The sequence below is a fragment of the Streptomyces reniochalinae genome (assembly GCF_003323735.1).
Classification (GTDB): domain Bacteria; phylum Actinomycetota; class Actinomycetes; order Streptomycetales; family Streptomycetaceae; genus Streptomyces; species Streptomyces reniochalinae.
Genome location: NZ_QOIM01000025.1, coordinates 43,537 through 67,223, shown reverse-complemented (window position 1 = coordinate 67,223; position 23,687 = coordinate 43,537). Strand labels below are relative to the sequence as shown.

The window sequence follows — 23,687 nt, the reverse complement described above, 5'->3', positions numbered from 1 at the left end:
GGTGCGGCCGGTCGAGTACGGTGCTCACGTCGTGCGGGTCGGTCGGGGGGCGTGCCGCGGGCCTGCGCCTGCGGGCGGCCGGGCGGCGCGCCGCCGGGTGTCACCAGGTGACGGGCAACTCGTGGACGCCGTAGATGACCGCGTCGTACTTGAAGGGCACCTGCGACACGTCCGTGGCCAGTCGCAGGGTGGGGATCCTGCGGAACAGGACCGGGTAGACGACCTGGAGTTCCATCCGCGCCAGGGGCTGGCCGACACAGTGGTGGCTGCCGCCGCCGAAGGCCTGGTGCCGGCGTGCGTTGCGGGCGAGGTCCAGCGTGTCGGGTTCGGGGAAGACCAGAGGGTCCCGGTTGGCGAGCTCCCCCAGCAGGATGACCCCCTCACCGGCGCGGATCGTCTGCCCGGCGATCTCGATGTCCTCCAGCGCCGTTCTGCGGCGCCCGAGATGGACGATGGACAGGTAGCGCAGCAGCTCCTCCACGGCCGAGGCGATCACCTCGGTGTCTGCCTCCGCCTCCCTGAGGCGCGCGAGCTGATCGGGGTGCTGGAGCAGCAGCAGCGTACCCAGCGTGATCATGTTCGCGGTCGTCTCGTGCCCGCCGAGCAGCAACAGCACGCCCATGGTGGCCGCCTGGCGGCGCGTCAGCTCACCGGCCTCGACCCTCTCCCCGAGCCGGGAGAGCAGATCGTCACCGGGGCGCGCGATCTTCGCACCGACCAGGTCGTCCAGGTACGCGGCGAGCCGGGCGTGGGCCGCCTGCCGTGCACCGGTGTCGGCGACGGCGGAGACGAGGGTCTTGCTGTTGGTCTGGAAGAAGTCGTGGTCCCGGTAGGGAACGCCCAGCAGTTCGGAGATCACCATGGAGGGGATGGGCAGCGCCACGGCCTCCATCAGGTCGGCGGGCTTCGGCCCGCCGAGCATGCTCTCGACGCACCTCTCCGTCATCTCCCGCACGCGGGGGCGCAGCGCTTCGACCCGCCTGACGGTGAAAGCGCCGCTGACCATGCGCCGCAGCCGCGCGTGCTCCGGATCGTCCATGCCGACGAAGCTCATGTCGGCCTTCCCGGTGTTCTGCGGGGGAACGGGACTGGGAAAGCCCGGGTGGGAGAAGTCGGCGCTCAGGCGGGAATCGGCGAGCAGGGCCTTCTGCTCGGCGTGGCTGGTCACCACCCAGGGCGTGCTGCCACCCCACGAGCGGACCCGGCTGACCGGGCCGCGCTCGGCCAGCCGGCGCATCTCGGGCGAGAGGCCGAAAGGGCAGGCCGGGGAGCGGGGGTGCGGGAAGTCAGGGAGGTCGGCGGCATCGACCGGGGACACGGTGCTCATGGCGATCCTTCGGCGGTGGGGGTGCGTGGTGCTGATGCGTGGCGCGGGGCGTGACGCTCCGGGCCGCGCTGACGCCGTCCCGGGCGGACTCGCGTCAGGCGGCTTCCGCCAAGGGGCGGCCGCACGGGATGTGGCCGCGCCGCAGCGGCGCGGTCCGGTGCCGGGTGGGCGGGCCCGCGGGCGCGGGAGGGAGTGGCGGCATGCGCGCGGGTTCCGTTCCGAGTACGCCACCACGGCCGCCCGAGGCGACGGGCGAGGGGGCGGCGCCCTCCACGGCGGGGCTCCACGGCAGCGGTCGGTGAGTCGGCGGCGGCGGCCGGCGAGCCGGCCGCCGCGGCGCGTGGGGAGGGATCACGTGCCTTCGCCGACGTGGATGGCGGCGGCAGGACACATGTCGGCCGCCTCGCGCACGGCCTCGTGACGGTCGGGGTGCGGCTCGGGGGCGAGGAGGACCACGATGCCGTCCTCGTCCCGCTGGTCGAAGACGTCCGGAACGGCCATGGCGCACTGTCCGGCGCCGCAGCACCTGTCCTCGTCGACGCTGATCCTCATACTCAGGCCTTCTCCAGGGAGTCGTCGGGGTGGGTGACGGGCGCTGTCAGCAGTCCGACGACCGCGTCGGTCAGTGCGTCGGCCGTGCGCCGCCAGGAGGCGTGTGGCGCTCCGGTGCCCTCGGCCAGCGCGCGTTCCCGTTCCGCGCAGGTGTGGACGAGCAGATGCCGTGCCATGTCTCCGCGTTCGGCCCGGACGCGCTCGGGAAGCGCCGCGAGACAGCGGCCGAGGTTGTCGAGGACCTCACCCAGACAGGGCCGCACGAGCGCCTCGTCGGTGACGAGCGCACGGAGCATCGGGTCGGTCATGACCAGCACAGAGAAGCGGGCGTGCCACGAGGGGACCCCGAGGGAGTCCAGATACTCCGGCACGGGACGCACGAGGCAGCCGACCCAGTCGCGGATGTCGCCGCTGTCGCCGGCCGCGCGTACGTACCGTTGCCGAAGCTGGTCGACCCGCTCCCCGTGCCGGGTCATGATGGCGCGCACGAGCCCGGATCTGCTGCCGAAGTGGTAGCTGACGGCTGTCACGTTGCCCTGTCCCGCGGCTTCGCCGATCTGGCGGCTGGAGACGGCGGACAGCCCGTGCTCGGCGAACAGCCTTTCCGCCGCCGTCATCAGCGCGTCGCGGGTCTCCGTCGTGCGGTCCGCCCGTCCGGTTCGCGCGGCGGCGCTCACGGGGTCACCGTCCGCGAGCGTGACGGGCCTTCGGGTGTGGTGCGTCCGGGCTCGTCGGGGCACGCGCCGGCGGGCGGTGCCGTGTCCGGCAGGTCAGTCACTCCGGTGCCTCCCCGGTCGGTGGACCGTACCGCTCCAGGTGAACACGGGCTTCCGCTATAAGTCAATCGACTGACTTAATAAGGGGGTTCACCCGGAGCAGGCACGTCCGAGGAGGGCCGCACGCGGATCCCGCGAGCGGGTCCCGCCGCCACAGCACGCTGTACCGTCCGGTGCGGAGGTGTCGGTGATGTGTTTCCGACTGGCGGCGTACGCCGTGTGCGTCGAGGACGGGCGAGTGCTGCTCGCCTGCCACGCACCGCCCAAGGGCGAGGCCAACTGGACCCTTCCGGGCGGCAGAGTCGAGCACGCGGAGGACCCGTTCGACGCGGTGATCCGGGAGGTCGCTGAGGAGACCGGATACGAGGCGGTGGTCGAAAACCTGCTGGGCGTGGACTCGCGGGTCGTCCCCGCAGCCGAACGCAACGTCCCCGGCACACAGGACCACCAGAATCTCGGCATCTTCTACCAGGTCCGCATCACCGGAGGGCTCCTCAGGCCCGAGCCCGACGGCGACATCGCCGAGTCGGTCTGGACCCCGCTGCCCGGCGTCTCGCGCATGCGTCGCTCCTCACTCGTCGACATCGGGCTCGCCCTGGCACGGACCCATCCGCCGACCGGCCACGTCGCCCCCGTACCGGTCGGCGGCCTGATCCAGCACTGAGCCGCCACGCGGAGGCGGACCGTCGCGGCGACGGAGCACCGCTCCCGGTGCGCCCGCGGCCGACTCGACCGCACGCCTGACGGCGACGTGCCCGTACCCCTGCGTGTGCTTCACCAAGGGCACCGCCCTCCTGAGTGAGTACAAGGGCGCGGGGTACCGGCAGTCACTCGGCCCCGAGGGCCGGACCGCCCACAGCGCGAACACACCCGCCACGACGACGTCGTGTACGTCCGCTTCCCCGACGCCAGGACGGTCTGCTGGAAGCCCGGTCAGGGAGGGCGTTCAACGGTGCCCATCCGCGGCAGGTCCACATCGGCACTTCCAGCACGTGCACGTAGCGCACCCTTGGTCGGCGCGGGCTGTCCGGACCGGCCAGGGCACCGATGTCGAGCGGAAGCCAGGAGACGAACGCCAGCCGGTTCACCCCAGACGCCGGGGCCGTCCGCACTCTCGGTCCGGAGCGTCAGCCGCCCGCGAGGGAGGTCGACCGGACGGCCGCCGCCGCCCGCTTGCGCCGCCTGCGCAGCAGCACGACGACGAGCGCGAAGACCTGGAGCGCGGGTTCCAGGTCCGGCAGGTCGGCGGTCACCTCCGTGCGCAGGTGTCCGGTGCGGCGGATCGTGCCGGCGGGCTCACCGTCGTCTCCGGTCATGGTGAACTCCCGGCCGGCCGCCGCGGTCTGCCGGAACGGGACGACCCTCCCGGAACACGCCAGGTGCCAGCTGCGGCGCACCCGGTCCGTGGTCGCGACGACCGTCCCGTCACCGTCCCCGCCGGCGGCGTGGAGGAGTTCGTAGACGCCACTGAAGCGGTGAGTGCGGACGAGGTAGCCGACCCCGCACAGGGTGAACCGCGCGCCGATGCGGCCTCTGCGCAACGAGAACGCCGTCAGCGCCCGACCGTCCTCGGTGAGCTCGTACTCCTGGGAGGGCAGATGGATCCTCTTCGCGTGCAACATGAGTCCATCGCAGCACCGGCCCGCCGGCCGGACCCATGCCATCTGTCATGCATGACCGGGTGACAACCCGGACGGGGTCGCCGGCCACGGGTGGGCGACGCTTGCCTCCATGACCCAGGTATCGCTCCCGGGGCCGCCGTTTGTACGCCGCGGCGGCGGCTGGCCTACCATGACCGGCGTGGCCGCACGCGATCCGGACGAGTTCTCCGCCGGCAAGTGGCCGGACTGGAGTTTCTGGAAGGACCAGCCGGACAGCCCCGGCGCGTACGGCCGAAGCCGCGTGATCGTCACCACGGCCACCGCGCTCGCCTCCCTCACCCTGATCGCACGAGCCGAGGACATCGCGCACGCTCCCGGGCCTCGACTGCTCACCTGGCTCGCGATCGGCCTCGTCGCCTGCTACGGCATCGGCTGCATGCTGGCGCCCTGGTACGGTCCTGTGGCGCTGCGGCGGCGACGCGTCGCCATCGTGGCCGTGCTGTTCCTGCTCGGGGCGGCACCTGCCGTGCTCCTCGCGTCGCCGCACCACCTGACCGATCTGACCTTCGCCCTCTCGATCGGGCTCATGCTGCTGCCGCTGCGCCACGCGCTGCTGCTCGGTCTCGCCACGGTGCTGGGGCAGATCGTCTGGATGCGTCTCGCCGAGGGCGAGATCGCCTGGGCGCAGGTGGCCCTCCTCGTCGGGGTGACCGCGGCACTCGGTACCGTCTTCGCGCTCAACTTCACGATCGGGCACCTGCGGGCCGCGCGCGAGCAGGTCAGGCGACTGGCCGTGCACCAGGAACGGGAGCGGGTCGCCCGGGACATGCACGACGTCCTCGGCCACAGCCTCTCCACGATGACCGTCAAACTGGGTCTGACGCGGCGCATCCTGGAGTCGTCGGGAGACGTGGCCCTCGCCGTCGGCCAGGTCACCGAGCTCGAGAACATGGCGCGCACGGCGCTGTCCGACGTGCGGGCCACCATCTCGAACTACCGCACCCTGTCGCTGGACAGCGAACTCGCCGGCGCCCGCATGGCTCTGCGCGCCGCCGGCGTACGGGCCGACCTGCCCGCCGCGACCGACGCCGTACGCGCCGAGCTGGACGAGGTGTTCGGCTACGTCGTGCGGGAGGCGGTCACCAACGTGCTGCGGCACTCGGACGCCGAACGGTGCACCGTCCGTGTCGGGCCCGACCGGGTCGAGATCACCGACAACGGCGGATCCACCGGCGAGGCGAGCGCCGGAAACGGGCTCACCGGCCTGACCGAACGGCTGGCCGCCGTGTCGGGCACGCTCGAACACGGGCCTGCCCCCGGTGGCGGGTTCCGGGTCGTCGCCCGCGGGCCGGCCCCGGCGAGCGACCCCGCACCCGCACAGAAAGCAGAGCCGTCATGATCCGCGTCCTGCTGGCCGACGACCAGGCACTGGTACGCGGCGCCCTCGCGGCTGTGCTCAGGATCGAGCCCGATCTCGACGTGGTCGCCGAGGTCGGCAACGGCACCGAGGTGCCGGCCGCCGCGCAGCGGACCGCGCCGGACATCGCGCTGCTCGACGTACAGATGCCGGGCCGGGACGGCCTGACCGTCGCCGCCGACCTTCAGCGGACGCTGCCCGGCTGCCGCACCATCATCTGCACGACCTTCAGCCGCCCCGGCTACCTCGCCCGGGCGATGTCCGCGGGCGCGGCCGGATACGTCGTGAAGGACTCCCCGCCCGAACAGCTGGTCGACGCGATTCGCCGCGTCCACGCCGGCCTGCGCTTCGTGGACCCGGCCCTCGCCGCGGAAGCGCTGGCCAGCGGCGCGAGCCCGCTCACCGAGCGCGAGGCGGACGTGCTGCGCGCCGCTGCCGACGGCGGCACCGTGGCCGACATCGCCAGAACGCTCCGGCTGTCCCAGGGCACCGTGCGCAACCACCTGTCGTCGGCGATCGGCAAGACGAGGGCCCGCACCCGCGCCGAGGCTGCCCGGCTCGCGGAGGCCAACGGCTGGCTGTGACCGCCGCGCCGATCCACTCCACTCCTGGCGTTCCAGGTATGCCAGGCAGAGCTGCTCCCGGCCGCAGACACAGGTACGTCATCCGCCGCGTGGCGTGTGGAGCAGGAGCAGGGCCATGTCGTCGTGGCGGAGGCCGCTGTGCTGGTTGGGGTGGACGAGGGCGTCCGCGAGGTCGTCCATGGACCGGTGCGGTGCGCGGGCGAGGTGGTCGGCAAGGTCTGCGATGGCGTCGTCGAGGTTCCTGCCGGGGGATTCGACGAGCCCGTCCGTGTACAGGGCGAGGACCGCGCCCGGTGGCAGGGGGATCTCGGTGGCCTGGTAGCCGGCAGCGGGGTCGATGCCCAGCAGGAGGCCCGGCGGCAGGTGCAGGATCTCCGTTCGTCCGTCCGGGTGGCGCAGAAGTGGTGGCATGTGGCCTGCGCTGGCCAGCTGGACGCGGTGGCGGGCCAGGTCGAGATGGGCGTAGAGGCAGCTGGTGAACAGGCCGGTGTCGAGGTCGGTCAGCAGACGGTTGGTGCGAGCGAGGACTTCGCCGGGCGGAGCGCCGGCGCTGGCGTGGACACCGGTGCGCACCTGTCCCATGAGCGCGGCGGCGTTGGCGTTGTGGCCCTGTACGTCGCCGATGGTGGCGGCGATGGTGGTATCGCCGCAGCAGATGACGTCGTAGAAGTCACCCCCGATGTCCATCCCCCGGGACGTGGGCAGGTAGCGGGCGGCCACCTCCAATCCGGGCACGTCGGGGAGGGACGCGGGGAGCAAGGCGGTCTGGAGCTCGTGCGCGAGCTGGTGTTCGGCGTCATAGAGGCGGGCACGGTCCAGGGCTTGCGCCAGGAGAGCGGCGAGGGAAGTCAGAACCGCGCGTTCGTCGTGACCGAAGGGATGGGGCTGATCGAAGGAGACCACGCAACAGCCGACCGGATGTCCGGACGCGATCAAAGGGAGGAATGCCCAGGCCGCCCGCTCGGTCAGCCTCGGGATGTCGGGGTCGAGCTGAGCCATTTCACGGGGCGAGGCGAAGAAGAGGGGTGAGGCCGTCGTCAGCACGCGCACCGTCGGTGCGTTGTCGTCCCGGAAGGGAGGGTGGTCGAGGCGGCTGATGACCTCGGGCCGGTAACCGCGCTGGCCGACGATGTGCAGTTTTCCACCCTCCGCAACAGACACGACGAAGCCCTGGGCACCGAAGGCGGGCATGATCTGGTCGGCGGCCAACTCGACCACATCCCTCACGCTGACGGCCTCGGCGAGCGACGCGGCCAGATGCATCACGTCGTACAGCGACCCCGCCAGGTGGGGCCTGTCCATTCCGGCTGTCTGCCCTCCTCCCGGCCGGCTCGCGGCTGCGGTGCCCGGGGTGGGGGTGATGCGGAGACTGACCCCCGCGGCGTCCGGGTGAAGGTCGATGTCCAGATACTGGTGGGCCGATCGCCGCACCGTCACCGAGGTGGCCCGGTGGCTGATCGCGGCCGCGCGGTAGCGGTCTTCGAACACCGGATTGTCCAACCAGGGAAGCGCTTCCCACAGCAGCGCGCCGAGTGAGTCCTCGACCCTGCGTCCTAGCAGGTCGGCAGCGGTGTCGCTGAGGAATGTGATGCGGCCCTCCGCGTCCAGGGAGCAGCAGCCCTCCGGAAGACGGTTGGCGAACTCCTCGGCGGCGAACGGGTCCCCACGCTGTACACGAGCAGGCCGGCTGCCGCGTGCGGGCCCCTCTTCTCCGGGTGTCACCGTGCTCTCTTCTGCGGGTGTCACCGCACCGTCGCTCGGGGCGGCGTCCTGGAGGAGAGCACCCATGCGCTGGCACGCTGCCACGAGCGTGTCGCGCTCGTGCGCGCTCAGCTGCGGCGGGCGCGAGCTGGGCCACTGAAGCAGCAGAGCGCCACGCGGGAGGGTGTCACCGATGATCGGTGCGGCCGCGAGCGCGAAGTCGTAGGGCATCACAAGGGCGGCCCTCGGAAACCGGCGGGCAAGCTCGGTCTGGTCCTGGACCCATACCAGGCGTCGCTCTCGGACAGCCTCTGCCACAGGGATCGGATCCCTCAGCGGCAGCCGTGCCCAGGGGGCCGCGACTTTCTCCGGGATTCCCCTCAAAGCCGCCAGCCGCAGGGTCCTTCCGTCCTCGGACAGAAGATAGACGGCGCCCACGGATGCGCCGACCTCCTGGACCGTACGTCCCAGTTCGACAGGAAAGCGGGCAGCGCTGTGCATGCTCTCACCGCTTCCTGCCGACAGCAGCAGCCTTCAGCCCCGGCTCGTCGTGCTCCGTCATCCGGTTCACTGGATCTCAGGTGGGGCTACTCATGCCCTTCATGGCCGGTGGAGGCGTGGGCGGTGGACGGAGGTTCACCGCATCGGGCGAGTCCGGTACGGCTGGAGGCGCCGGTGAGCGCCCGCGATTCAGAAGCCGGCGCTGCTGAGGAAGACGTCACGCCCGGCGCTTGAGGTCTGGGGCAGGTAGAGAGCGTGCAGGGGCGCGTGTGCGGGGGGTTCGAGGGGAAGGACGCGCGCTCTGCCGTCCGCGGTGGTCCCCGGAGGTGTGGTGACGAAGGCGACCCGGTCGGTGCCGATGACAGCGGTGACCGGGGGAGTGCCCTGGCGGTCGGTGCGTACGGCGCGGGGTTCGAAGCCGGCGCGACGGCAGTGGTCCATGAGGAGGTCGGTGTAGTCGGAGCGGCCGGGGTGCCCCCAGACCATGAGGGTTTCGTCGGCGAGTTCGCTGAGGGCCACGGTTGTCCGGGTGGCCAGCCGGTGGTCGGCGGATACGGCGAGGTGCAGACGTTGGTGGCCCAACGTCGTTCGGGTGAGTCCGTGTACCGGGCCTGTGCCCCGGCACAGGCCGACGTCGAGATCGCCCGCCAGGAGAGCGGAGACCAGTTCGTGGGGGTAGCGCTGGTGGACCTCGGGCACGAGGCCGGGACGGCGTTCGGCCACCGGCGTCAGCAAGGAGACGACCTCTTCCCCGGTGACAGCGGGAGTGTGGCCGATGCGCAGCGTGTCGGGCTCGCCGCGCCCCGTGCGGCGGGCGCGCCGCACTGCCGAGCGCGCCATGCCTCGCAGCACGCGGGCGTCCTCGACCAGGGCCTGTCCGGCGGGCAGCAGGGTGACGCCGCTGCTGCCGCGCTCCAGCAGCGGGACGCCGATCTCGCGTTCGAGAACCTTGATGGAGGTGGAAAGGGCCTGCTGGGACAGGTGGAGGCGGGAAGCGGCGCGGGTGACGCTGCCCTCCTCGGCCACGGCGATCAGGTGGTCCAGCTTGTGAAGGTCGAGGTTCATGCCATGCCTTGCCGGCGGTGAGAGGGCGGAAGCGGACAGGTCCCGACCGGCTCGGCCGAGAGTGCCGGGGCCGGGCCGCCCGGTGTCCGTGGCGCGGCCCGTCCCGGCGGGTGCGGGTCAGCGGGTGGTGTAGCCGCCGTTGGGGAACATGGTCTGGCCGGTGAACCACCAGCCCTCCGTGGCGAGGAACCGGATGAGCGGGGCGATGTCCTCGATCTGGGTGAGCTGGTGGCCCATGGCCTGCGACTTGTGGAACTCCACCCGTTCGGGCGTCTCCTGAGGGTAGAAGAACGGGGTGTCCATCGGCCCAGGGGCCACGGTGTTCACCGAGATGTGCCGGTCCGCGAACTCTTTGGCGGCCGCCCGGGTGAAGTGCTCCAGGGGCGCCTTGCCGCCGGCGTAGGTGGAGTAGCCGTCGGTGAATGCGGCAAGAAGGGACGTGCCCAAACTGATGATCTTGCCGTGGTCGTTCAGTCGTCGGCCGGCTTCCTGGATGAAGAAGAAGGCGGCCTTGGCGTTGATGCCGAACATGCGGTCGTACTCTTCCTCGCTGGTCTCCAGGATGGGCTTGCGCAGCACCATTCCGGTGGTGTTCACCGCGATGTCGGCACCGCCGTAGGTGTCGACTGCCGTGTCGAACAGCCTCCGCACGTCGGCGACTTTCGTGAGATCGCCGTGCACCGACACGGCTTGCCCTCCCGCGTCCCGGATCGCCTTCACCGTCTGCTCGGCCTCGTTCTCGCCGGTGTGGTAGTGCACCACCACCTTGGCACCGGCGTCGGCGAAGTCCCTGCTGAGCAGGCCACCCAGGTTCTTCTCGCCTCCGCCGATGACCGCGACCTTGTCCCGCAGCGTCGTCTCAGCCATGTGCCGTACCTCCTCATGCCGACGTCGGTGACCCTGTTGATCACCGCTGCTGTCCCCAGCGTAGGGAGGTAATCCGGGCAAGAGGTAACAAAAGTAGTCGGTGGCCCCACAAGCGCTGTCGGTGCCCTGCCGTCCCTCGGCGTAGCGGTGTGAGGACACGTCCGAGGGGGCGAGCCGCTCGGTTCGGATGCCGGTCGGATGCCGGTACGAGGAGGTGCCGTGCCCGCCCGCAGGGCCGTCGGAACAGGCGGGCACGGCGGTGAGAGCCGGTCTGTCAGCTCTCAGTCCTGACTGCCGGAGCGGGCCGGGCCCCCGTCCGGCGGCGCGCCGCCCATACGGCGCCGCCGCCGAGAGCGGCCAGCACGCCGGCCGCGCCGGCCACCCCGGAAGCGGGAAGACGCGCACCCGTGGAAGCGAGGGAGCCGTCTGCGCCGCTCCCCGTGCCACCCACGCTCTCGGCACCTCCGGTGGTGGCGGCCTCCGCGCCGCCCGACGCACCGGCCGAGCCGGAGTCCGCGCCCGAACCGGCGCCGGGCAACGAGGCGTTCTCGTCCAGGGAGGCGGCCAGCGTGACGGGGTCGAGGGCGTCTCCCGCCTCGTAGAAGCCACCGAAGGCCCCGGCGCCGGCCTTCGTGAGGGTGGCGGGCGCCTTCTTCACCGTGACGACGTCCTTGTGTGCGGTCAGCGCACCGCTGTCCAGCTTCAGCGTCGCGACGGTGACGTCCTTGTCGGTCGAGACCTTGCCGCTCGTGCGGTCCTTGGAGCGGACGTCGGCGACGAGGCTGCCCTTGGTGCCTTCGGCCTGCACGCCGAGGTGGGAGAACGTGAGGTCGAGGCTGTACGCACCGCCTTCCTTGTGGCCGAGGAAGCGTACGCCGCCCTTGAAGGTGGCGTTCAGGCTGCCGTTCTCGAAGTCGCCGCCGCCCTGGGTGAAGCGGTAGCCGCCGCTGGTGGGCTCGGCGCCGTCGGTGGTCTCCACCTTGCCGTGGGCGATGGGGCCTGTCACGTAGGAGCGGAAGGACGCCTTCACGCCCCAGTCGAGGTTGCCGTCGACGAGGGTGCCGGAGGCGGGCTGCTCGGATGCGCCTCCCCCGGAGTCCGATCCGCTGCCGCCGTCTCCGCCGGCTCCGCCTGCGCCCGGGGCGCCGCCCGCCGTGCTTCCGGGGCCGCCCGAACCGGTGGCGGCTCCTCCGGCGGACGCCCCGCCGCTGTGGGCACCCCCGTTCGTACTCCCGCCGCTCCCGGAGGCCGAGCCGGTGCCGGAGGCCGAGCCGCCGGTGCCGGAGGAGCCACCGGTGCCCGCGCTGTCGGGCGTGACGCTCAGGGACACCGGATCGAGCTTCTCGCCCTGTGGGTAGTAGCCCTCGAATGCCTTGGACCCGCCCTCGGTGAGCGTGGCGGGAACGCCGGAGTAGGTGAGCGCGCCGTCCTCGCCCGAGCCGGGCTCGATCCCGGACAGGTCGAGGTCGGCGAGCGTCACGTCCTTGTGGACCTTCTCGGGCTTCCCGCCGCCGTCCTCGCCCGTGCCGTTGGCGACGTCGGCGGTGAGGGTTCCGCTCTCGCCCTTCGTCTCCATCGAGAACCCGGACAGCGTGATGTCCAGCGCGCCGTGATGCCCGTACAGGTGGATGCTGCCATGGAAGGCGGAGGTCACGGCGTGGGAGTCCACGTCGTAGGTCCCGGAGCCGTCCGTGAGGCGGAACGTGCCGTCGGCGTTGGTGCGCGCACCGTCGGCGACGGTGATCTTTCCGTTGGCTATCGGGCCGGTGAGGTAGTCGCGGAACGACTTCTTGATGCCCCAGTCGAGAGCGCCGTCCTTGAGCGGTACGGAGGCGGTGGCGGCCGCGGGCACACCGGCGCGGGCCGGGGCCTGTGCCGCGAGAGCGGGGAGTGCCCAGGCGGTGACGCCCAGGACGGTCGCCGTGGCCGCGGCCAGCGCGAGGGCGCCGCCGCGAGTCCGGAGTCGTCGCGGGTATCCGGCGGTGTCGGTCCGGGCGTTGTCGGTCATGGGTGCTGTCTCCTGAAGAGGGGTGGGCGGAGGGGAGCGTGTCGTGGGGGAGCGGAGGGCGACAGGGTGTGGGCCGGGGCCGGCCGGGACGGTCAGCCGTCGGTGGACGGCCGGGCGCGGGCCCTTCGCCGTCTGAGAGCGAGGTACACGACCCCCGCCGCGACGAGCGCAGCGGCTGACGCGCCGCCCGCGATCAGTGACGTGGGCGCGGGCGTCGGGGAAGAGGCCGTCTCGGCGGTCCGCCTGTCCTTCCCCTCCTCGCGGCCCGTGCTGCCGTGGGCGGCGTCGACGTCACTGCCCAGATCGGGCAGTGCCGGAAGGCGCGCCTTCTCGTCGAGTGCCACGGCGAGGGAAACCGGGTCCATGCGGGTGCCCTTGGTGTACATGCCGTCGAAGGCGTCGGCTCCCTGCGCCGTGAGTGCGGCCGGTGCCTCGGTGAGTTCCACCAGTCCGCCCTTCGGCTTCAAGGCGGCTTTCCCGGCGGCGAAACCGACGAGTTCCCGGTTCTTCTTCGTGCTGCCCTCGCCCCGGGTCACATCGGCGCTGAGAGTGCCCTTGCCGTCCCTGACCCGGACTCGGACGTGGTCGAGTGTGAGGTTGAGATGTTTGCCGGTGAAGCGGACGGCACCGTCGAAGGCGGCGTCGAGCGAGCCCTCTTCCCGGTGGAAGTCGCCCCGGCCCGCAGGGAACCGGAAAACGGCGCCGCCATCCCGCGCCCCGTCGGACAGCTTCCAGCGCCCCTTGGTGAGGGAGCCGGTGACGTACTCGCGGAAGGTGCGTCGAACGCCCCAGTCCACGGCCGCGTCGGAGAACCGCACGGATGTCTTCCGCGCGTCCTTCTCGTCGTCGCGCTCCTGGGTTCCGCCGTCGCTCCCGCGTCCGTCGCGCCGGCTCTTTCCGTCGGTCCGCGACACGAGATCGGTGGAGAGGGTGACGGGGTCGAGGGGCGTGCCCGCCTTGTAGTAGCCGGCGAAGGCACTGGCGCCCTGTGCGCTCAGTTTCGCCGGGACGTCGGTGAGGGTGAGCGGGCTCTTGCCGCCCCGCATGGAGACGTTGCCGAGGTCGAGCGAGGCCAGCGGGACGCCGGTGGAGGCGGTGACCTTTCCGGTGCTCCTGGCCTTGCTGCGGATGTCCGCGTACAGCGTGGCCTCGCCCTCGGCGGTGATGCGGACGGCGGGTCCGCTGATGGTCAGGTCGAGTTGGCTGCCGCCGCCGGGCTCGCGGTGGCCGGTGAAGCGCACCGCGCCGGAGAAGGAGGCGTCGAAGGTGCCGCTGGCCGGGTCGTAACCGCCCTGTGCGGAGTGGAAGCGGAACCGGCTCCGGCCGGTGGTGGCGGCGCCCTCGGACAGTGACCAACTTCCCTGGGCGATGGGGCCGGTGACGTAGCTTTGGAACGACGCCTTGATGCCCCAGTCCAGCCGGCCGCCCGAGACGGCCTTCCCGTCCGTCGTCTTCGGTGCCGCCCGCGGCGTGGTCTCGCGAGCCGCCTTGCTGAGGCCGGGGCCCGCTGCCGCGGCGGCCGGTGCGGTGAGGCTCGCCGCGGTCAGCGCGGCGGCCAGCAGGACGGGTGTGTGACGCACTCCGGCACGGAACCGGGTTCGCGAACGCATCGGTACGACTCCAGGGGCGGCCGGAGGAATCGGGGCAGCGCGCAGCGCCCGATGCCCGGGCAAGCGCCCGGGACTAGCGATTAAGGTAAGGCTAACCTAAGCTACCGTCGGCGCTTCCGGAAGCCCCTGGAGCCGCGGTCGTCCGCACGCCACCGCGCACCTCACGCGCCGCCCGGAAACCCAGGACCGGTGCACTGCCGGACGCGGGCACCGGTTGCGGAGTGCCGGGACGGCGCACCCGAACGGCGCGTGTCTGGCGGCGGGTTGGCCCACGACGAGGGAAAGGCGAGGAACGTGCATCGACGACTCCGAGCGCGGGGCGTGCTCACCGTGACGGCCACCTCTCTCGCGCTGGTGCTCGCGCTCACCGGCTGCGGCGGCGAGGCGGGAGGGGAGGGCACAGGTCACGGCAAGCACGGTGCGGTGGGCTCCCCCCGCGCCGACCGCCTCGAACCGCTCTCGGGCCCGGCTCCGGTTCCCCGGCTGCCCGTGCGGGTGGACTCCGCCGACGGGCGCACCGTGACCGTCGGCAGCGCCGAGCGGATCGTGCCGCTCACCGGCTCCCTCTCCGAGATCGTCCACACGCTCGGACTCGGCAAGCAAGTGGTGGCCAGGGACATCACCGCGACCTTCGCCCAGGCCGAGCACCTGCCCGTCGTCACCCGCGCGCACGACGTGTCGGCGGAAAGCGTCCTGTCCCTCGAACCGACCGTGGTGCTCGCCGAAACCACCACGGGGCCGGCGGAAGCCGTCGACCAGATACGCGAGGCGGGCGTGCCGCTCGTCGTCCTCCGCCCCGCACGGCAGCTGGACGACGTGGACACCCGCATCACCGACGTCGCCCGCGCCCTCGGCGTGCGCCCTGCGGGAGACCGACTGCAAAAGCGCACAAACGACCGCATCGAGGCGGTACGGGACGGCATACCCGGCACCTCCCCGGCCTCCGGCAAGGGCGGCGGGCGCCGTGAGCAGCGCGCCGACCGGCCACGTGTCGCCTTCCTCTACCTGCGCGGCTCCGCGAGCGTCTACCTGCTGGGCGGTGCGCGCTCCGGCGCCTCCTCACTCATCGAGGCAGCCGGCGGCGTCGACGCGGGCAAGGAGTCCGGGCTGCGGAAGGACTTCACGGCGATCACCAGCGAAGCCCTCGCCAAGGCGGCGCCCGACGTCATCCTGGTGATGACCAAGGGGCTGGAGTCCGTGGGCGGGGTGGACGGCCTGCTGAAGATCCCCGGCGTCGCCGAGACACCCGCAGGAGCGGACCGCCGTGTCGCCGCCGTCGACGACGGCGTCCTGCTCAACTACGGCCCCAGGACCGACCAGGTGCTGCGGTACCTGGCAGACCGAATCCACGCGAAGGGCGGGGCCGGATGAGGGTTCAGGCCGGCGGCCGCGAACCCGTGCGGGCTACAGGGACGGAGCCGCCTTCCGCGGCGGCGGCCCACAAGACGGCACCGGCCCGGCGTGCCGTGGCCCTCGCGCTGACCGCCGCGCTCGCCGCCGCCCTGGTGGCGCTGGCGCTGCTCTCCGCGGGCATCGGCGCGTACGACATCCCCGTCGGCGACGTGCTCGGCTCGCTGCTGCACCGGGCCGGGCTCGGCGGCCGGCAGCTGGACCGCGTCGCCGAGAGCGTGCTGTGGAACGTTCGGCTGCCCCGGGTGGTCCTCGCCGTGCTCGCCGGGGCCGCGTTGGGGTGCGCCGGCGCCCTGATGCAAGGGGTCTTCGGCAATCCGCTGGCCGAACCCGGCGTCATCGGCATCTCCTCGGGAGCCGCCGTCGGTGCGGTCTCCTCGATCGCGCTGGGGCTGTCGTTCCTGGGCAACTGGACCGTGACCGCCTGCGCGTTCGTCGCGGGACTGGCGACGGTGCTGCTGGTGTACGTGCTGGCCAGGGCCGGCGGCCGTACGGAGGTCGTCACCCTGATCCTCACCGGGATCGCGGTCAACGCGTTCGCGGGCGCACTCATCGGCCTGTGCGTGTTCTTCGCCGACAACGCCCAGATCAGCCAGATCACCTTCTGGCAACTCGGCTCCCTCGCCCAGGCGACCTGGCCCAAGGTGGCGGCCGTGCTGCCCTGTGCCCTCGCCGGGCTGCTCGTCGCCCCGGTCTACGCCCCTCGCCTGGACCTGCTGGCACTGGGCGAGCGGCCGGCCCGGCACCTGGGCGTGGACGTCGAACGGCTGCGCCTCGTCCTGATCCTGCTCGTCGCGCTGCTGACGGCCGCCGCGGTGGCGGTCGCCGGGATCATCACCTTCGTCGGCCTGGTCGTACCCCACCTGCTGCGGATGGCCGCCGGTCCCGGGCACCGCTTCCTCGTGCCCGGCAGCGCACTGGGCGGCGCCGTCGTCCTGGTCGGCGCCGACCTGGCGGCTCGCACCGTGGCCCAGCCCGCCGAGCTGCCCCTCGGCGTGCTGACCGCGCTGCTCGGCAGCCCGTTCTTCTTCTGGCTGCTGCGCAGGACCCGGCGACGCCAGGGCGGGTGGGCCTGAACCGGGGCACGCGCCGCCTCCCGTCGGCTGCCCCTTCCCACGTCAGCCTTCCCACCCGGCCACACCGGCCCCTTCACGCCCCGCCGCGCACGTCGCCCCCACGCCCTGGACCGGAGGAAGCCCATGCCCAGACCGGCACTGCCCCGCCGACGCCGTCAGGACCTGACCCGGTCGCGCCCCGCCACCGGTGAGGTCTTCGCCGAGGCGCGCGCAGCCGAAGTGCGGCTGGGCGGCCGGCAGGTGCTCGAAGGAGTGGACCTGAGCCTCAGGGCAGGCGAAGTCCTCGCACTCGTCGGCCCCAACGGAGCGGGCAAATCCACCCTGCTGGCCGCGCTCGCCGGGGACACCCCGCTGACGAGTGGGTCCCTGTGCCTCGCCGGACGCCCCGTGGGCCAGTGGACGCCGCGTGAGCTGGCTGTCCGCCGCGCCGTCCTGCCGCAGGCCGCCACCTTGGCCTTCCCGTTCACCGCCGAGGAGGTCGTGCGCATGGGCCGCGCCCCATGGGCGGGCACCTTCGAGGAGGACGAGGACGACGAGGCGGTCGGGGCAGCCATGGCCGATACGCAGGTCGGCGGATTCGCGGCCCGCCCGTTCTCTGACCTCTCCGGAGGCGAACGCGCCCGTGTCGCCCTCGCGCGGGTACTCGCGCAGCGCGCCCCGCTCACGCTGTTGGACGAGCCGACGGCCGCTTTGGACCTCCGGCACCAGGAACTGGTCCTGGCACTGTGCCGTAGCCGGGCCGCGCGCGCAGACGCTGTCGCGATCGTGCTGCACGACCTGAATCTGGCAGCCGCCTACGCGCACCGGGTCGCCCTCCTCGACGCCGGGCACCTGGTCACCACCGGGCCGCCCGCCACCGTGCTGACCCCGGAGATGCTCACCCGGGTCTACCGGCACCCGGTCGAGGTACATCCGCACCCCGCCACGGCTGCGCCACTGGTACTTCCGGTACGCGCGCCCGGGGCCGACTGACACACGCCAGTGCCTCAGGACCTTCTCCGCCCGGCCGGTGGAGTCCGGCCCGCAGGGGCAACGGGAACGGGAAACGGTACAGCTCTCGCAAGCTGCGGGCGACAGAGCGGCGGCCGCCCGTCACACTCCCGCCGCGCGTTACGCCTCCGAGGACGGGACCCGGCGTGGGGCGGCTGCGCCGAGGAGGCCGCCGGCCGCTCGGTGGCGCGAGACGGCAGTGAGCCGCTGGAGGGAAGATCGGGGCCCGAGGGCGGGGAGGCTACACAGACCCGCCCACACCGACTTAGGCTGGCTGCGCGTCCGGACAGGGCTGTGCCTCCAGGACAAGGACGCGCGGTGGACGCCGGCGACGCAGCGTGCCGGCGGCCGTCCGGGCCGGTTCCACGAACAACCGGTGGCGGCCGCCCGGACGCGCACCGACACTGGCGAGAGCGGCAGTCGAGGATGGGCGAGCCATGAGCGCCATTGAAGAGACACTGGAAGTCGGAGTCCCGGTCAGTACGGCCTACAACCAGTGGACCCAGTTCAAAAGCTTTCCCCGGTTCATGTCCGCGGTGACGAAGGTCGAGCAGGTCAGACCCGCCGTCACCCGCTGGAGCATCGGGTACGGTCCGGTGCGCGGCGAGTTCGCGGCGGAGATCTGGGAGCAGCGGCCCGACTCCTGTCTGGCCTGGAGAAGCCTGGGAGGGCGCCCCGCCCACGGGGGAGAGGTCTCCTTCGACTCCGCGCCCTCGGACCGGACCGTCGTCACCGTGCGCATGACGATCACCACGCCGGGACTCGCCGGCCTCCTGACGGACGTGTCCGGGGTCGTGCACCGCGTGGTCCGTCGAGAACTCGGCAACTTCAAGGAATTCATCGAGGGCCTCGGGCAGGAAGTCGGTGCGTGGCGGGGCAGCATCCACAACGGACACGTGCAGCCGGTGGAACCGGAACCTCCCCGCAGCCACGTCCCCTGCTGGCCGGTCGGCTGAAGCGTGACGTAGCCCCAGAGGGAATGAGAGGCACACCTGATGCGAAGGCCGCCGAAGGAAGAGCCGCAGGAGGAGCTGACCACCTCCGCGCCCGAGGACTGGGCGACCGGGGTGCCTGCGGTGGCACACGCGCTGGAGTACTCCCTTGAGCAGACCACGGTCCCGCGGGTCGCCACGACGCTGCTGACGATGAACCAGGTGGACGGCATCGACTGCCCGGGCTGCGCCTGGGCCGACCCTTCTCCCGGTCACCGGCACAGGAACGAGTACTGCGAGAACGGCGCCAAGCACATCAACGACGAGGCGACCTCGCGGCGCATCACGGCCGACTTCTTCCGCTCCCACCCCGTCTCCGACCTGGCACAGCGGTCCGACCTGTGGCTGAACCAGCAGGGCAGGCTCACCGAGCCGATGGTCAAGCGGGCAGGTTCGGATCACTACGAACCGATCAGCTGGCACGAGGCTTTCGGGCTGATGGCCTCGGAGCTGACCTCCCTGGACTCGCCGGACGAGGCGGTCTTCTACACCTCGGGCCGGGCCAGCAACGAGGCCGCGTTCGTCCTGCAACTCCTCGCCCGGGTTTTCGGGACCAACAATCTGCCCGATTGCAGCAACATGTGCCACGAATCCAGCGGTTTCGCCCTGCACGAGACGCTGGGCACCGGCAAGGGCACCGTTTCCCTGCACGACATCCACCACGCGGATCTGATCTTCTTGGTGGGGCAGAACCCGGGGACCAACCACCCCAGGCAGCTGTCCGCACTCGAGCAGGCCAAGCTCAATGGCGCCCGCGTCATCGCGGTGAACACCCTGCCCGAAGCCGGGCTGCTGCGCTTCAAGAACCCGCAGAAGCCCCGCGGGGTCGTCGGACGCGGCGTGGAGATCGCCGATCAGTTCCTCCATATCCGCAGCGGGGGCGACCTCGCGCTCTTCCAGGGCCTGAACCGCATGCTGCTGGAGGAGGAGGACGCCCGGCCGGGGACCGTACTCGACCACGACTTCATCCGCTCCCACACCAGCGGCTTCGAGGAGTTCTCCCGGCACGCCCGCACCATCGCCTGGGAGGACGTCCTCACCGCCACAGGACTCACCCGCCAGGAGATCGAGACGACCCGGGACGAGGTACTGCGCAGCAAACGCGTCGTCGTCTGCTGGGCCATGGGCATCACGCAGCAGAAACACGGCGTCCCCACCATCAGGGAGATCGTGAACTTCCTGCTGCTGCGCGGCAATCTCGGCCGGGCCGGCACCGGAGCGTCCCCCGTGCGCGGGCACAGCAACGTGCAGGGTGACCGCACCATGGGCGTGTGGGAGCAGATGCCGGACTCCTTCCTCGACGCGCTGCGGCAGGAGTTCGGCTTCGAACCGCCCCGAGCCCACGGTCTGGACTCCGTGAGGGCGATCAGGGCCATGCGCGAGGGCGGTATCAAGTTCTTCCTCTCGCTCGCGGGCAACTTCGTCACGGCCGCTCCGGACAGCACGGTCACCGAGGAGGCCATGCGGCGCTGTCGCCTCACCGCGCACATCTCCACCAAGCTCAACAGGTCTCACGCGATCTGCGGCGAGACCGCGCTGATCCTGCCCACCCTGGGCCGCACCGAACGGGACATCCAGACCAGCGGCGAGCAGTTCGTCACTGTCGAGAACTCGATGAGCGAGGTGCACACCTCCTACGGACGGCTGAAGCCGGCCTCCAAGCTCCTCCTCAGCGAGGTCGCCATCCTGTGCCGGCTCGCGCGCCGCGCCCTCGACGGCAAGGCCGACATTCCGTGGAACCGCTTCGAGGAGGACTACGGGGCGATCCGCCACCGGATCTCCCACATCATTCCGGGGTTCCACGACTTCAACCGGCGCGTGGCCCGCCCCGGCGGCATCAGGCTGCCGAACCCGGTGAACGAGGGGGTCTTCGCCACAGCCACCGGCAAGGCCCACTTCACCCGCAACGCCTGGCAGATGTCCCGCGCCCCCGAGGGACACCTGGTGCTCCAGACCCTGCGCTCCCACGACCAGTGGAACACCATCCCCTACACGCGAAACGACCGCTACCGGGGCATCCAGGGAAGCCGCAGAGTGGTGCTGGTCAACCCCCAGGACATCGCCGAACTCGACCTCGCCGACGGGCAGGCCGTGGACCTGGTGAGCGTGTGGTCCGACGACGTGGAGCGCCGGGCCGGCGGCTTCGTGGTGGTCCCCTACCCGACGACACGCGGCTGCGCCGCCGCGTACTACCCCGAGACCCAGGTCCTGGTGCCGCTGGACAGCGTGGCCGACATCAGCAACCAGCCGACGTCCAAGGGCATCGTCGTCCGGCTGGAGCCCGTGGAAGCGAAGACGGGGAGCGCACACGCGGCAGAGGACGGAGCCGTGCGGTGACGCGGGCAGGTGGAGCACCTGCCGGGCGCACACGGCCCCGGCGTCCGGACCGTCCCGCAAGAGCGCACCGCGGCCTCTTGGCGCAGGCACGAGCCTGACAGGACCGGACGGCCGGGGTGAGGTCTTCGATCAGGTGTCATCGCCGTCCGCGGCGGCACCGACCGAAGTGATCTCATAGACGGTGGCCGCACGCCTGACTGCCCCGCGACAGGTCAACCGGTGGGGCGGTGTGCGGTAGGCGTGCACCCCGACGTCGGTGACGGGCGGACGGGGCGGGCGGCCGACGATCCGGATCCGCCAGCGGTCGGCGTCACGGAACGTTGCGGTGACGGCGTAGTCGTGCCGGCCGGCCGGACCGAAGCGAGTGAGCAGCGCCGCCACGGCGGCCTGCTGGGGCGGGAGAAGATCCGTGTACCCGCGCAGGTGCTCCGCGTGGATACGGCCGGCCAGGTGTTCTTCGACCACGCGGAGGCAGGAGTCGGCGTCGAGGTCACCGTAGTAGACGCCGTCGGGCGCGACCACGAGGTTGGCGGCGAACCTGTCGCCGCCCACGTGCGAGCACTCCCACACCAGGTTCGGCCAGCGCTCGTGCAGGGCTCGTGCCACGGGGCGCCCCCGGACCGCGCAGCAGGTGTCATGCCGACCGTGCGTGCAGACCAGCACGACCGGCGGGCAGCCGAGCTCTCCGGGTGCGTCGAGGGCGTCCGCGATCCCCGCCAAGTCCTCGTCACGCCGCCAGGTCCCCCACTGCTGGCGGTAGTCTCCCGCGCTGTCGTAACGCAGTACGGCCCAGCGGTTGACGCCCTCGGTCCGGCGCCGCCCGTGCCGTCTGATCAGGAGCACTCGTGCCCGCGCCGCCTGGGCCGAGGAGTACACGAGCGCTTTGGTGCCAGGATCGAGACCGAGACCGTCGAAGCCGTTGACGGGCCAGCCGCCCCGGTACTCGACGAGGATCCACACGAGGCCGTGCGGTGCCGTGCCGGCCATCGGGTCGCCGCGTCTGCGAGCGGCCTCAGCGCAGAAGAACCGGTCTTCGGCAGGCATCGCGGCGACGTCACTGTCCGGCGGGTACCAGTACGCCCGCGCGCAGGAGTCTCTCGGCGAGAGCGAGGCCGAGATCGCCGGCCGTGCGGACGTCACCGGCGAGCAGCCGGGACACAGCTCGCAGATCGCTTCGGGGCAAGTCGAGCCAGCCCACGCGAGTGGTGAGGCGTGAGCCCACCAGCCGCGCTTCCAGGGCACCCCGCAGCCGCACAGCTGAGGTGGGCAGGAGGCCGTCGACGGCGGCGAGTTGAGCCAGTGGGCCCAGCGGCGCCGGGCGCCCCTGGGACCGCCGTGCGCGGCAGAAGGACGGGGTGGGATCGGCCTCTGCCACGGCATCGAGGAGGCGCTCTCGGACAAAGCCGATGTCGCCGGCCGGCGGCTCCGCTCCCAGGGGGAGGGACGTACGCATCCGGGGATCCTCGCGCAACAGCGCCAGCGCCGCCTGGGCCAGATGTTCCGCCAGCGCGTACCGCGTCCAGCAGTGGATGCCGAACGTCAGGTGGATGGAGACCTCGCCCTGCGCCCGTGCGGCGTGCAGCCAGCCCCGCGGGAGGTAGAGAGTATCCCCGGGGCCGAGGACGGTGTCGATGTACGCCTTCCCCTTCGCGGCTTCGGTGACGGCTGAGCGGTGATCCGTCCAGGGCTGGTCCCGCAGGGGGTCGGGGTGAACAGGCTCGTGGACGAGCCAGCGCTTGGTGCCCTCGATCTGGACGATGAAGACGTCGTGCACGTCGTAGTGGGCGTCGAAACCGCGGCTCTGCGGTGGTGTGACGTAGGCGTTGGCCTGTACCGGATGTCCCAGCTCCGCACTGAGTCCGGAGCTGAAGTCCGCTACCGGCTCCCACGTGCGTTGCAGGGCTTGGAGGACGAGTGTGGCGCCGTCGGCGAACGCGCGCCACACAGCGGTGTCGTCGAGCTGGTCGGAGATGGTGGCGCCGACGCCGCCCGGCGCGGTGAAGGACGACTCGGGGAGTGTGGAGCCGTCCTTGGCGACGCGCAGAAAGGGGGTGCGCAGCCCGCGACGCGAGATCAGCTCGTCCACGGCGTCGGCGGAGAACAGGTCGGAGAAGTCGCTCGCGCCGCGCGTGAGCAGCGCGGTCCGGGCCCAGACGTCGCGGGCGAACTCCTCCCTACTGCGACAGGCCAGGCGCTTCTCCAGGACCCCGGCGCCTGCTGCGGTGCCGGGGTCCCGAAGCTCGGCCATGGGCGGTGTGGTCAAGAGCGGTTGCCGGATTCGCCGGCGCCGTCGTCGGCTCCGCCGTCGTGGACGCCGGGTGTGCCTGCTGCTCCGCCGTCTGCGGGGCCTTCGGCGCCGTCGTCGGCTCCGCCGTCGTGGACGCCGGGTGTGCCTGCTGCTCCGCCGTCTGCGGGGCCTTCGGCGCCGTCGTCCGCTCCGCCGTCGTGGACGCCCGGTGTGCCTCCCGCTTCGGAGTCCGCGGGGCCTTCTTGCTGGCGGTTCTTCCTGGGGTCGGTCATGCGCTCTCCTGAGGATCGAACGACTGGATCGGACCCCGCATCGGCGGCTCAGCGTCTGATGGGGGGCGAACCCTCGCAAGCAGTATCAAGGGCACCGTATCGCCGCTTAACGGAAGTATCGATTCGAACCGGGACAACGGAGAGGGCAAGTGGACATCGTCGCGCCGGCGGGCGCACCGTGGTGTCGCCGAGTGGGCGTGGGGCGATCCGGCGCATTCCGGGGCCGAGCGGGCGCAACAGATCGCCTGAGGTCCTGCCACGAGCCTCGGGGATGAACGGGCGCACGGCGCGTGGCGAGAGAATCCCTGATTGCGCCGATGAGGTGACCAGCGAGGGGTTCGCGGAGAGGTGGG

20 protein-coding genes are annotated in these 23,687 nt (G+C 71.9%); 8 read left to right on the top strand and 12 right to left on the bottom strand.

Features of this window, described 5'->3' with window-relative positions; translation table 11 throughout:
• Nucleotides 1-100: 100 nt before the first annotated feature.
• From DQ392_RS06980 to DQ392_RS06970, 3 genes are all read right to left on the bottom strand, one after another.
• Nucleotides 101-1,327 (bottom strand): cytochrome P450, encoded by a 1,227-nt coding sequence (locus DQ392_RS06980; protein WP_114014622.1) that lies wholly within the window; start codon nt 1,325-1,327, stop codon nt 101-103.
• 351 nt (nt 1,328-1,678) lie between these two features.
• On the bottom strand, nt 1,679-1,879 hold the full coding sequence (locus DQ392_RS06975; protein WP_114014621.1) for a ferredoxin: 201 nt from the start codon (nt 1,877-1,879) through the stop codon (nt 1,679-1,681).
• Between the two features lie 2 nt (nt 1,880-1,881).
• Nucleotides 1,882-2,556, bottom strand: coding sequence for a TetR/AcrR family transcriptional regulator (locus tag DQ392_RS06970; protein WP_245981233.1), 675 nt, complete (start codon nt 2,554-2,556; stop codon nt 1,882-1,884).
• Between the two features lie 289 nt (nt 2,557-2,845).
• On the opposite strand from DQ392_RS06970, the gene DQ392_RS06965 reads away from it, so the two are divergent.
• The gene (locus DQ392_RS06965) at nt 2,846-3,319 is read left to right on the top strand and encodes an NUDIX hydrolase (RefSeq protein WP_114014620.1); all 474 of its coding nucleotides are present in this window, start codon (nt 2,846-2,848) and stop codon (nt 3,317-3,319) included.
• Between the two features lie 463 nt (nt 3,320-3,782).
• Here the strand turns inward: DQ392_RS06965 and DQ392_RS06960 are convergent, their stop codons facing one another.
• Nucleotides 3,783-4,277, bottom strand: coding sequence for a hypothetical protein (locus tag DQ392_RS06960; RefSeq protein WP_114014619.1), 495 nt, complete (start codon nt 4,275-4,277; stop codon nt 3,783-3,785).
• A 169-nt stretch (nt 4,278-4,446) separates the two neighbouring features.
• On the opposite strand from DQ392_RS06960, the gene DQ392_RS06955 reads away from it, so the two are divergent.
• Entirely contained in the window at nt 4,447-5,655 is a 1,209-nt protein-coding gene (locus DQ392_RS06955; RefSeq protein ID WP_114014618.1) for a sensor histidine kinase, read from the top strand.
• Nucleotides 5,652-6,257 (top strand): response regulator transcription factor, encoded by a 606-nt coding sequence (locus DQ392_RS06950; protein ID WP_114014617.1) that lies wholly within the window; start codon nt 5,652-5,654, stop codon nt 6,255-6,257. The genes DQ392_RS06955 and DQ392_RS06950 overlap by 4 nt, the downstream gene beginning before the upstream one ends.
• Before the next feature lie 78 nt (nt 6,258-6,335).
• On the opposite strand, the gene DQ392_RS06945 is transcribed toward DQ392_RS06950, so the two are convergent.
• The 5 genes from DQ392_RS06945 to DQ392_RS06925 all read right to left on the bottom strand — a co-directional run bounded on the left by DQ392_RS06945 (nt 6,336) and on the right by DQ392_RS06925 (nt 14,009).
• Nucleotides 6,336-8,459 carry a SpoIIE family protein phosphatase gene (locus tag DQ392_RS06945; protein WP_114014616.1) on the bottom strand — a complete coding sequence of 708 codons (2,124 nt, stop codon included), beginning with the start codon at nt 8,457-8,459 and terminating at the stop codon, nt 6,336-6,338.
• Nucleotides 8,460-8,648: 189 nt separating this feature from the next.
• On the bottom strand, nt 8,649-9,524 hold the full coding sequence (locus DQ392_RS06940; RefSeq protein ID WP_114014615.1) for a LysR family transcriptional regulator: 876 nt from the start codon (nt 9,522-9,524) through the stop codon (nt 8,649-8,651).
• A gap of 117 nt (nt 9,525-9,641) precedes the next feature.
• Nucleotides 9,642-10,391, bottom strand: a complete 750-nt coding sequence (locus tag DQ392_RS06935; RefSeq protein ID WP_114014614.1) for an SDR family oxidoreductase — start codon at nt 10,389-10,391, stop codon at nt 9,642-9,644.
• A gap of 274 nt (nt 10,392-10,665) precedes the next feature.
• Nucleotides 10,666-12,399 (bottom strand): HtaA domain-containing protein, encoded by a 1,734-nt coding sequence (locus tag DQ392_RS35770; RefSeq protein ID WP_114014613.1) that lies wholly within the window; start codon nt 12,397-12,399, stop codon nt 10,666-10,668.
• Between the two features lie 92 nt (nt 12,400-12,491).
• A complete protein-coding gene (locus tag DQ392_RS06925) occupies nt 12,492-14,009 on the bottom strand; it encodes an HtaA domain-containing protein (RefSeq protein ID WP_114014612.1) in 1,518 nt (505 codons plus the stop codon).
• Nucleotides 14,010-14,303: 294 nt separating this feature from the next.
• Here DQ392_RS06925 and DQ392_RS06920 point away from each other — a divergent pair, with 294 nt between their 5' ends.
• From DQ392_RS06920 to DQ392_RS06900, 5 genes are all read left to right on the top strand, one after another.
• The gene (locus tag DQ392_RS06920; RefSeq protein WP_245981230.1) at nt 14,304-15,380 is read left to right on the top strand and encodes a heme/hemin ABC transporter substrate-binding protein; all 1,077 of its coding nucleotides are present in this window, start codon (nt 14,304-14,306) and stop codon (nt 15,378-15,380) included.
• Nucleotides 15,377-16,495, top strand: coding sequence for a FecCD family ABC transporter permease (locus tag DQ392_RS06915; RefSeq protein WP_114014610.1), 1,119 nt, complete (start codon nt 15,377-15,379; stop codon nt 16,493-16,495). Before DQ392_RS06920 ends, DQ392_RS06915 begins: the two co-directional genes overlap by 4 nt.
• A 123-nt stretch (nt 16,496-16,618) precedes the next feature.
• On the top strand, nt 16,619-17,467 hold the full coding sequence (locus DQ392_RS06910; protein WP_114014609.1) for a heme ABC transporter ATP-binding protein: 849 nt from the start codon (nt 16,619-16,621) through the stop codon (nt 17,465-17,467).
• Nucleotides 17,468-17,922: 455 nt separating this feature from the next.
• The gene (locus DQ392_RS06905) at nt 17,923-18,441 is read left to right on the top strand and encodes an SRPBCC family protein (RefSeq protein WP_114014608.1); all 519 of its coding nucleotides are present in this window, start codon (nt 17,923-17,925) and stop codon (nt 18,439-18,441) included.
• Between the two features lie 39 nt (nt 18,442-18,480).
• Entirely contained in the window at nt 18,481-20,814 is a 2,334-nt protein-coding gene (locus DQ392_RS06900; protein WP_114014607.1) for an FdhF/YdeP family oxidoreductase, read from the top strand.
• Between the two features lie 129 nt (nt 20,815-20,943).
• On the opposite strand, the gene DQ392_RS06895 is transcribed toward DQ392_RS06900, so the two are convergent.
• From DQ392_RS06895 to DQ392_RS06885, 3 genes are read right to left on the bottom strand one after another with little or no spacing between them, the layout of a single operon-like run.
• Nucleotides 20,944-21,858 (bottom strand): ferredoxin family protein, encoded by a 915-nt coding sequence (locus DQ392_RS06895; RefSeq protein WP_114014606.1) that lies wholly within the window; start codon nt 21,856-21,858, stop codon nt 20,944-20,946.
• Nucleotides 21,859-21,868: 10 nt separating this feature from the next.
• Nucleotides 21,869-23,062, bottom strand: coding sequence for a cupin domain-containing protein (locus tag DQ392_RS06890; protein WP_114014605.1), 1,194 nt, complete (start codon nt 23,060-23,062; stop codon nt 21,869-21,871).
• 11 nt (nt 23,063-23,073) lie between these two features.
• Complete coding sequence (locus DQ392_RS06885) at nt 23,074-23,334, bottom strand: BatC protein (protein ID WP_114014604.1); 261 nt, start codon at nt 23,332-23,334, stop codon at nt 23,074-23,076.
• Nucleotides 23,335-23,687 lie beyond the last annotated feature (353 nt).

Bases quoted from the DNA above. Each gene is read 5' to 3' on its own strand.
- DQ392_RS06965 (WP_114014620.1), top strand. From the start codon at position 2,846: ATGTGTTTCCGACTGGCGGCGTACGCCGTGTGCGTCGAGGACGGGCGA.
- DQ392_RS06890 (WP_114014605.1), bottom strand. From the start codon at position 23,062: ATGGCCGAGCTTCGGGACCCCGGCACCGCAGCAGGCGCCGGGGTCCTG.
- DQ392_RS06915 (WP_114014610.1), top strand. From the start codon at position 15,377: ATGAGGGTTCAGGCCGGCGGCCGCGAACCCGTGCGGGCTACAGGGACG.
- DQ392_RS06925 (WP_114014612.1), bottom strand. From the start codon at position 14,009: ATGCGTTCGCGAACCCGGTTCCGTGCCGGAGTGCGTCACACACCCGTC.
- DQ392_RS06900 (WP_114014607.1), top strand. From the start codon at position 18,481: ATGCGAAGGCCGCCGAAGGAAGAGCCGCAGGAGGAGCTGACCACCTCC.
- DQ392_RS06945 (WP_114014616.1), bottom strand. From the start codon at position 8,459: ATGCACAGCGCTGCCCGCTTTCCTGTCGAACTGGGACGTACGGTCCAG.
- DQ392_RS06885 (WP_114014604.1), bottom strand. From the start codon at position 23,334: ATGACCGACCCCAGGAAGAACCGCCAGCAAGAAGGCCCCGCGGACTCC.
- DQ392_RS06895 (WP_114014606.1), bottom strand. From the start codon at position 21,858: ATGCCTGCCGAAGACCGGTTCTTCTGCGCTGAGGCCGCTCGCAGACGC.
- DQ392_RS06955 (WP_114014618.1), top strand. From the start codon at position 4,447: ATGACCGGCGTGGCCGCACGCGATCCGGACGAGTTCTCCGCCGGCAAG.
- DQ392_RS06935 (WP_114014614.1), bottom strand. From the start codon at position 10,391: ATGGCTGAGACGACGCTGCGGGACAAGGTCGCGGTCATCGGCGGAGGC.
- DQ392_RS06905 (WP_114014608.1), top strand. From the start codon at position 17,923: ATGAGCGCCATTGAAGAGACACTGGAAGTCGGAGTCCCGGTCAGTACG.
- DQ392_RS06975 (WP_114014621.1), bottom strand. From the start codon at position 1,879: ATGAGGATCAGCGTCGACGAGGACAGGTGCTGCGGCGCCGGACAGTGC.
- DQ392_RS06940 (WP_114014615.1), bottom strand. From the start codon at position 9,524: ATGAACCTCGACCTTCACAAGCTGGACCACCTGATCGCCGTGGCCGAG.
- DQ392_RS06980 (WP_114014622.1), bottom strand. From the start codon at position 1,327: ATGAGCACCGTGTCCCCGGTCGATGCCGCCGACCTCCCTGACTTCCCG.
- DQ392_RS06910 (WP_114014609.1), top strand. From the start codon at position 16,619: ATGCCCAGACCGGCACTGCCCCGCCGACGCCGTCAGGACCTGACCCGG.
- DQ392_RS35770 (WP_114014613.1), bottom strand. From the start codon at position 12,399: ATGACCGACAACGCCCGGACCGACACCGCCGGATACCCGCGACGACTC.
- DQ392_RS06960 (WP_114014619.1), bottom strand. From the start codon at position 4,277: ATGTTGCACGCGAAGAGGATCCATCTGCCCTCCCAGGAGTACGAGCTC.
- DQ392_RS06950 (WP_114014617.1), top strand. From the start codon at position 5,652: ATGATCCGCGTCCTGCTGGCCGACGACCAGGCACTGGTACGCGGCGCC.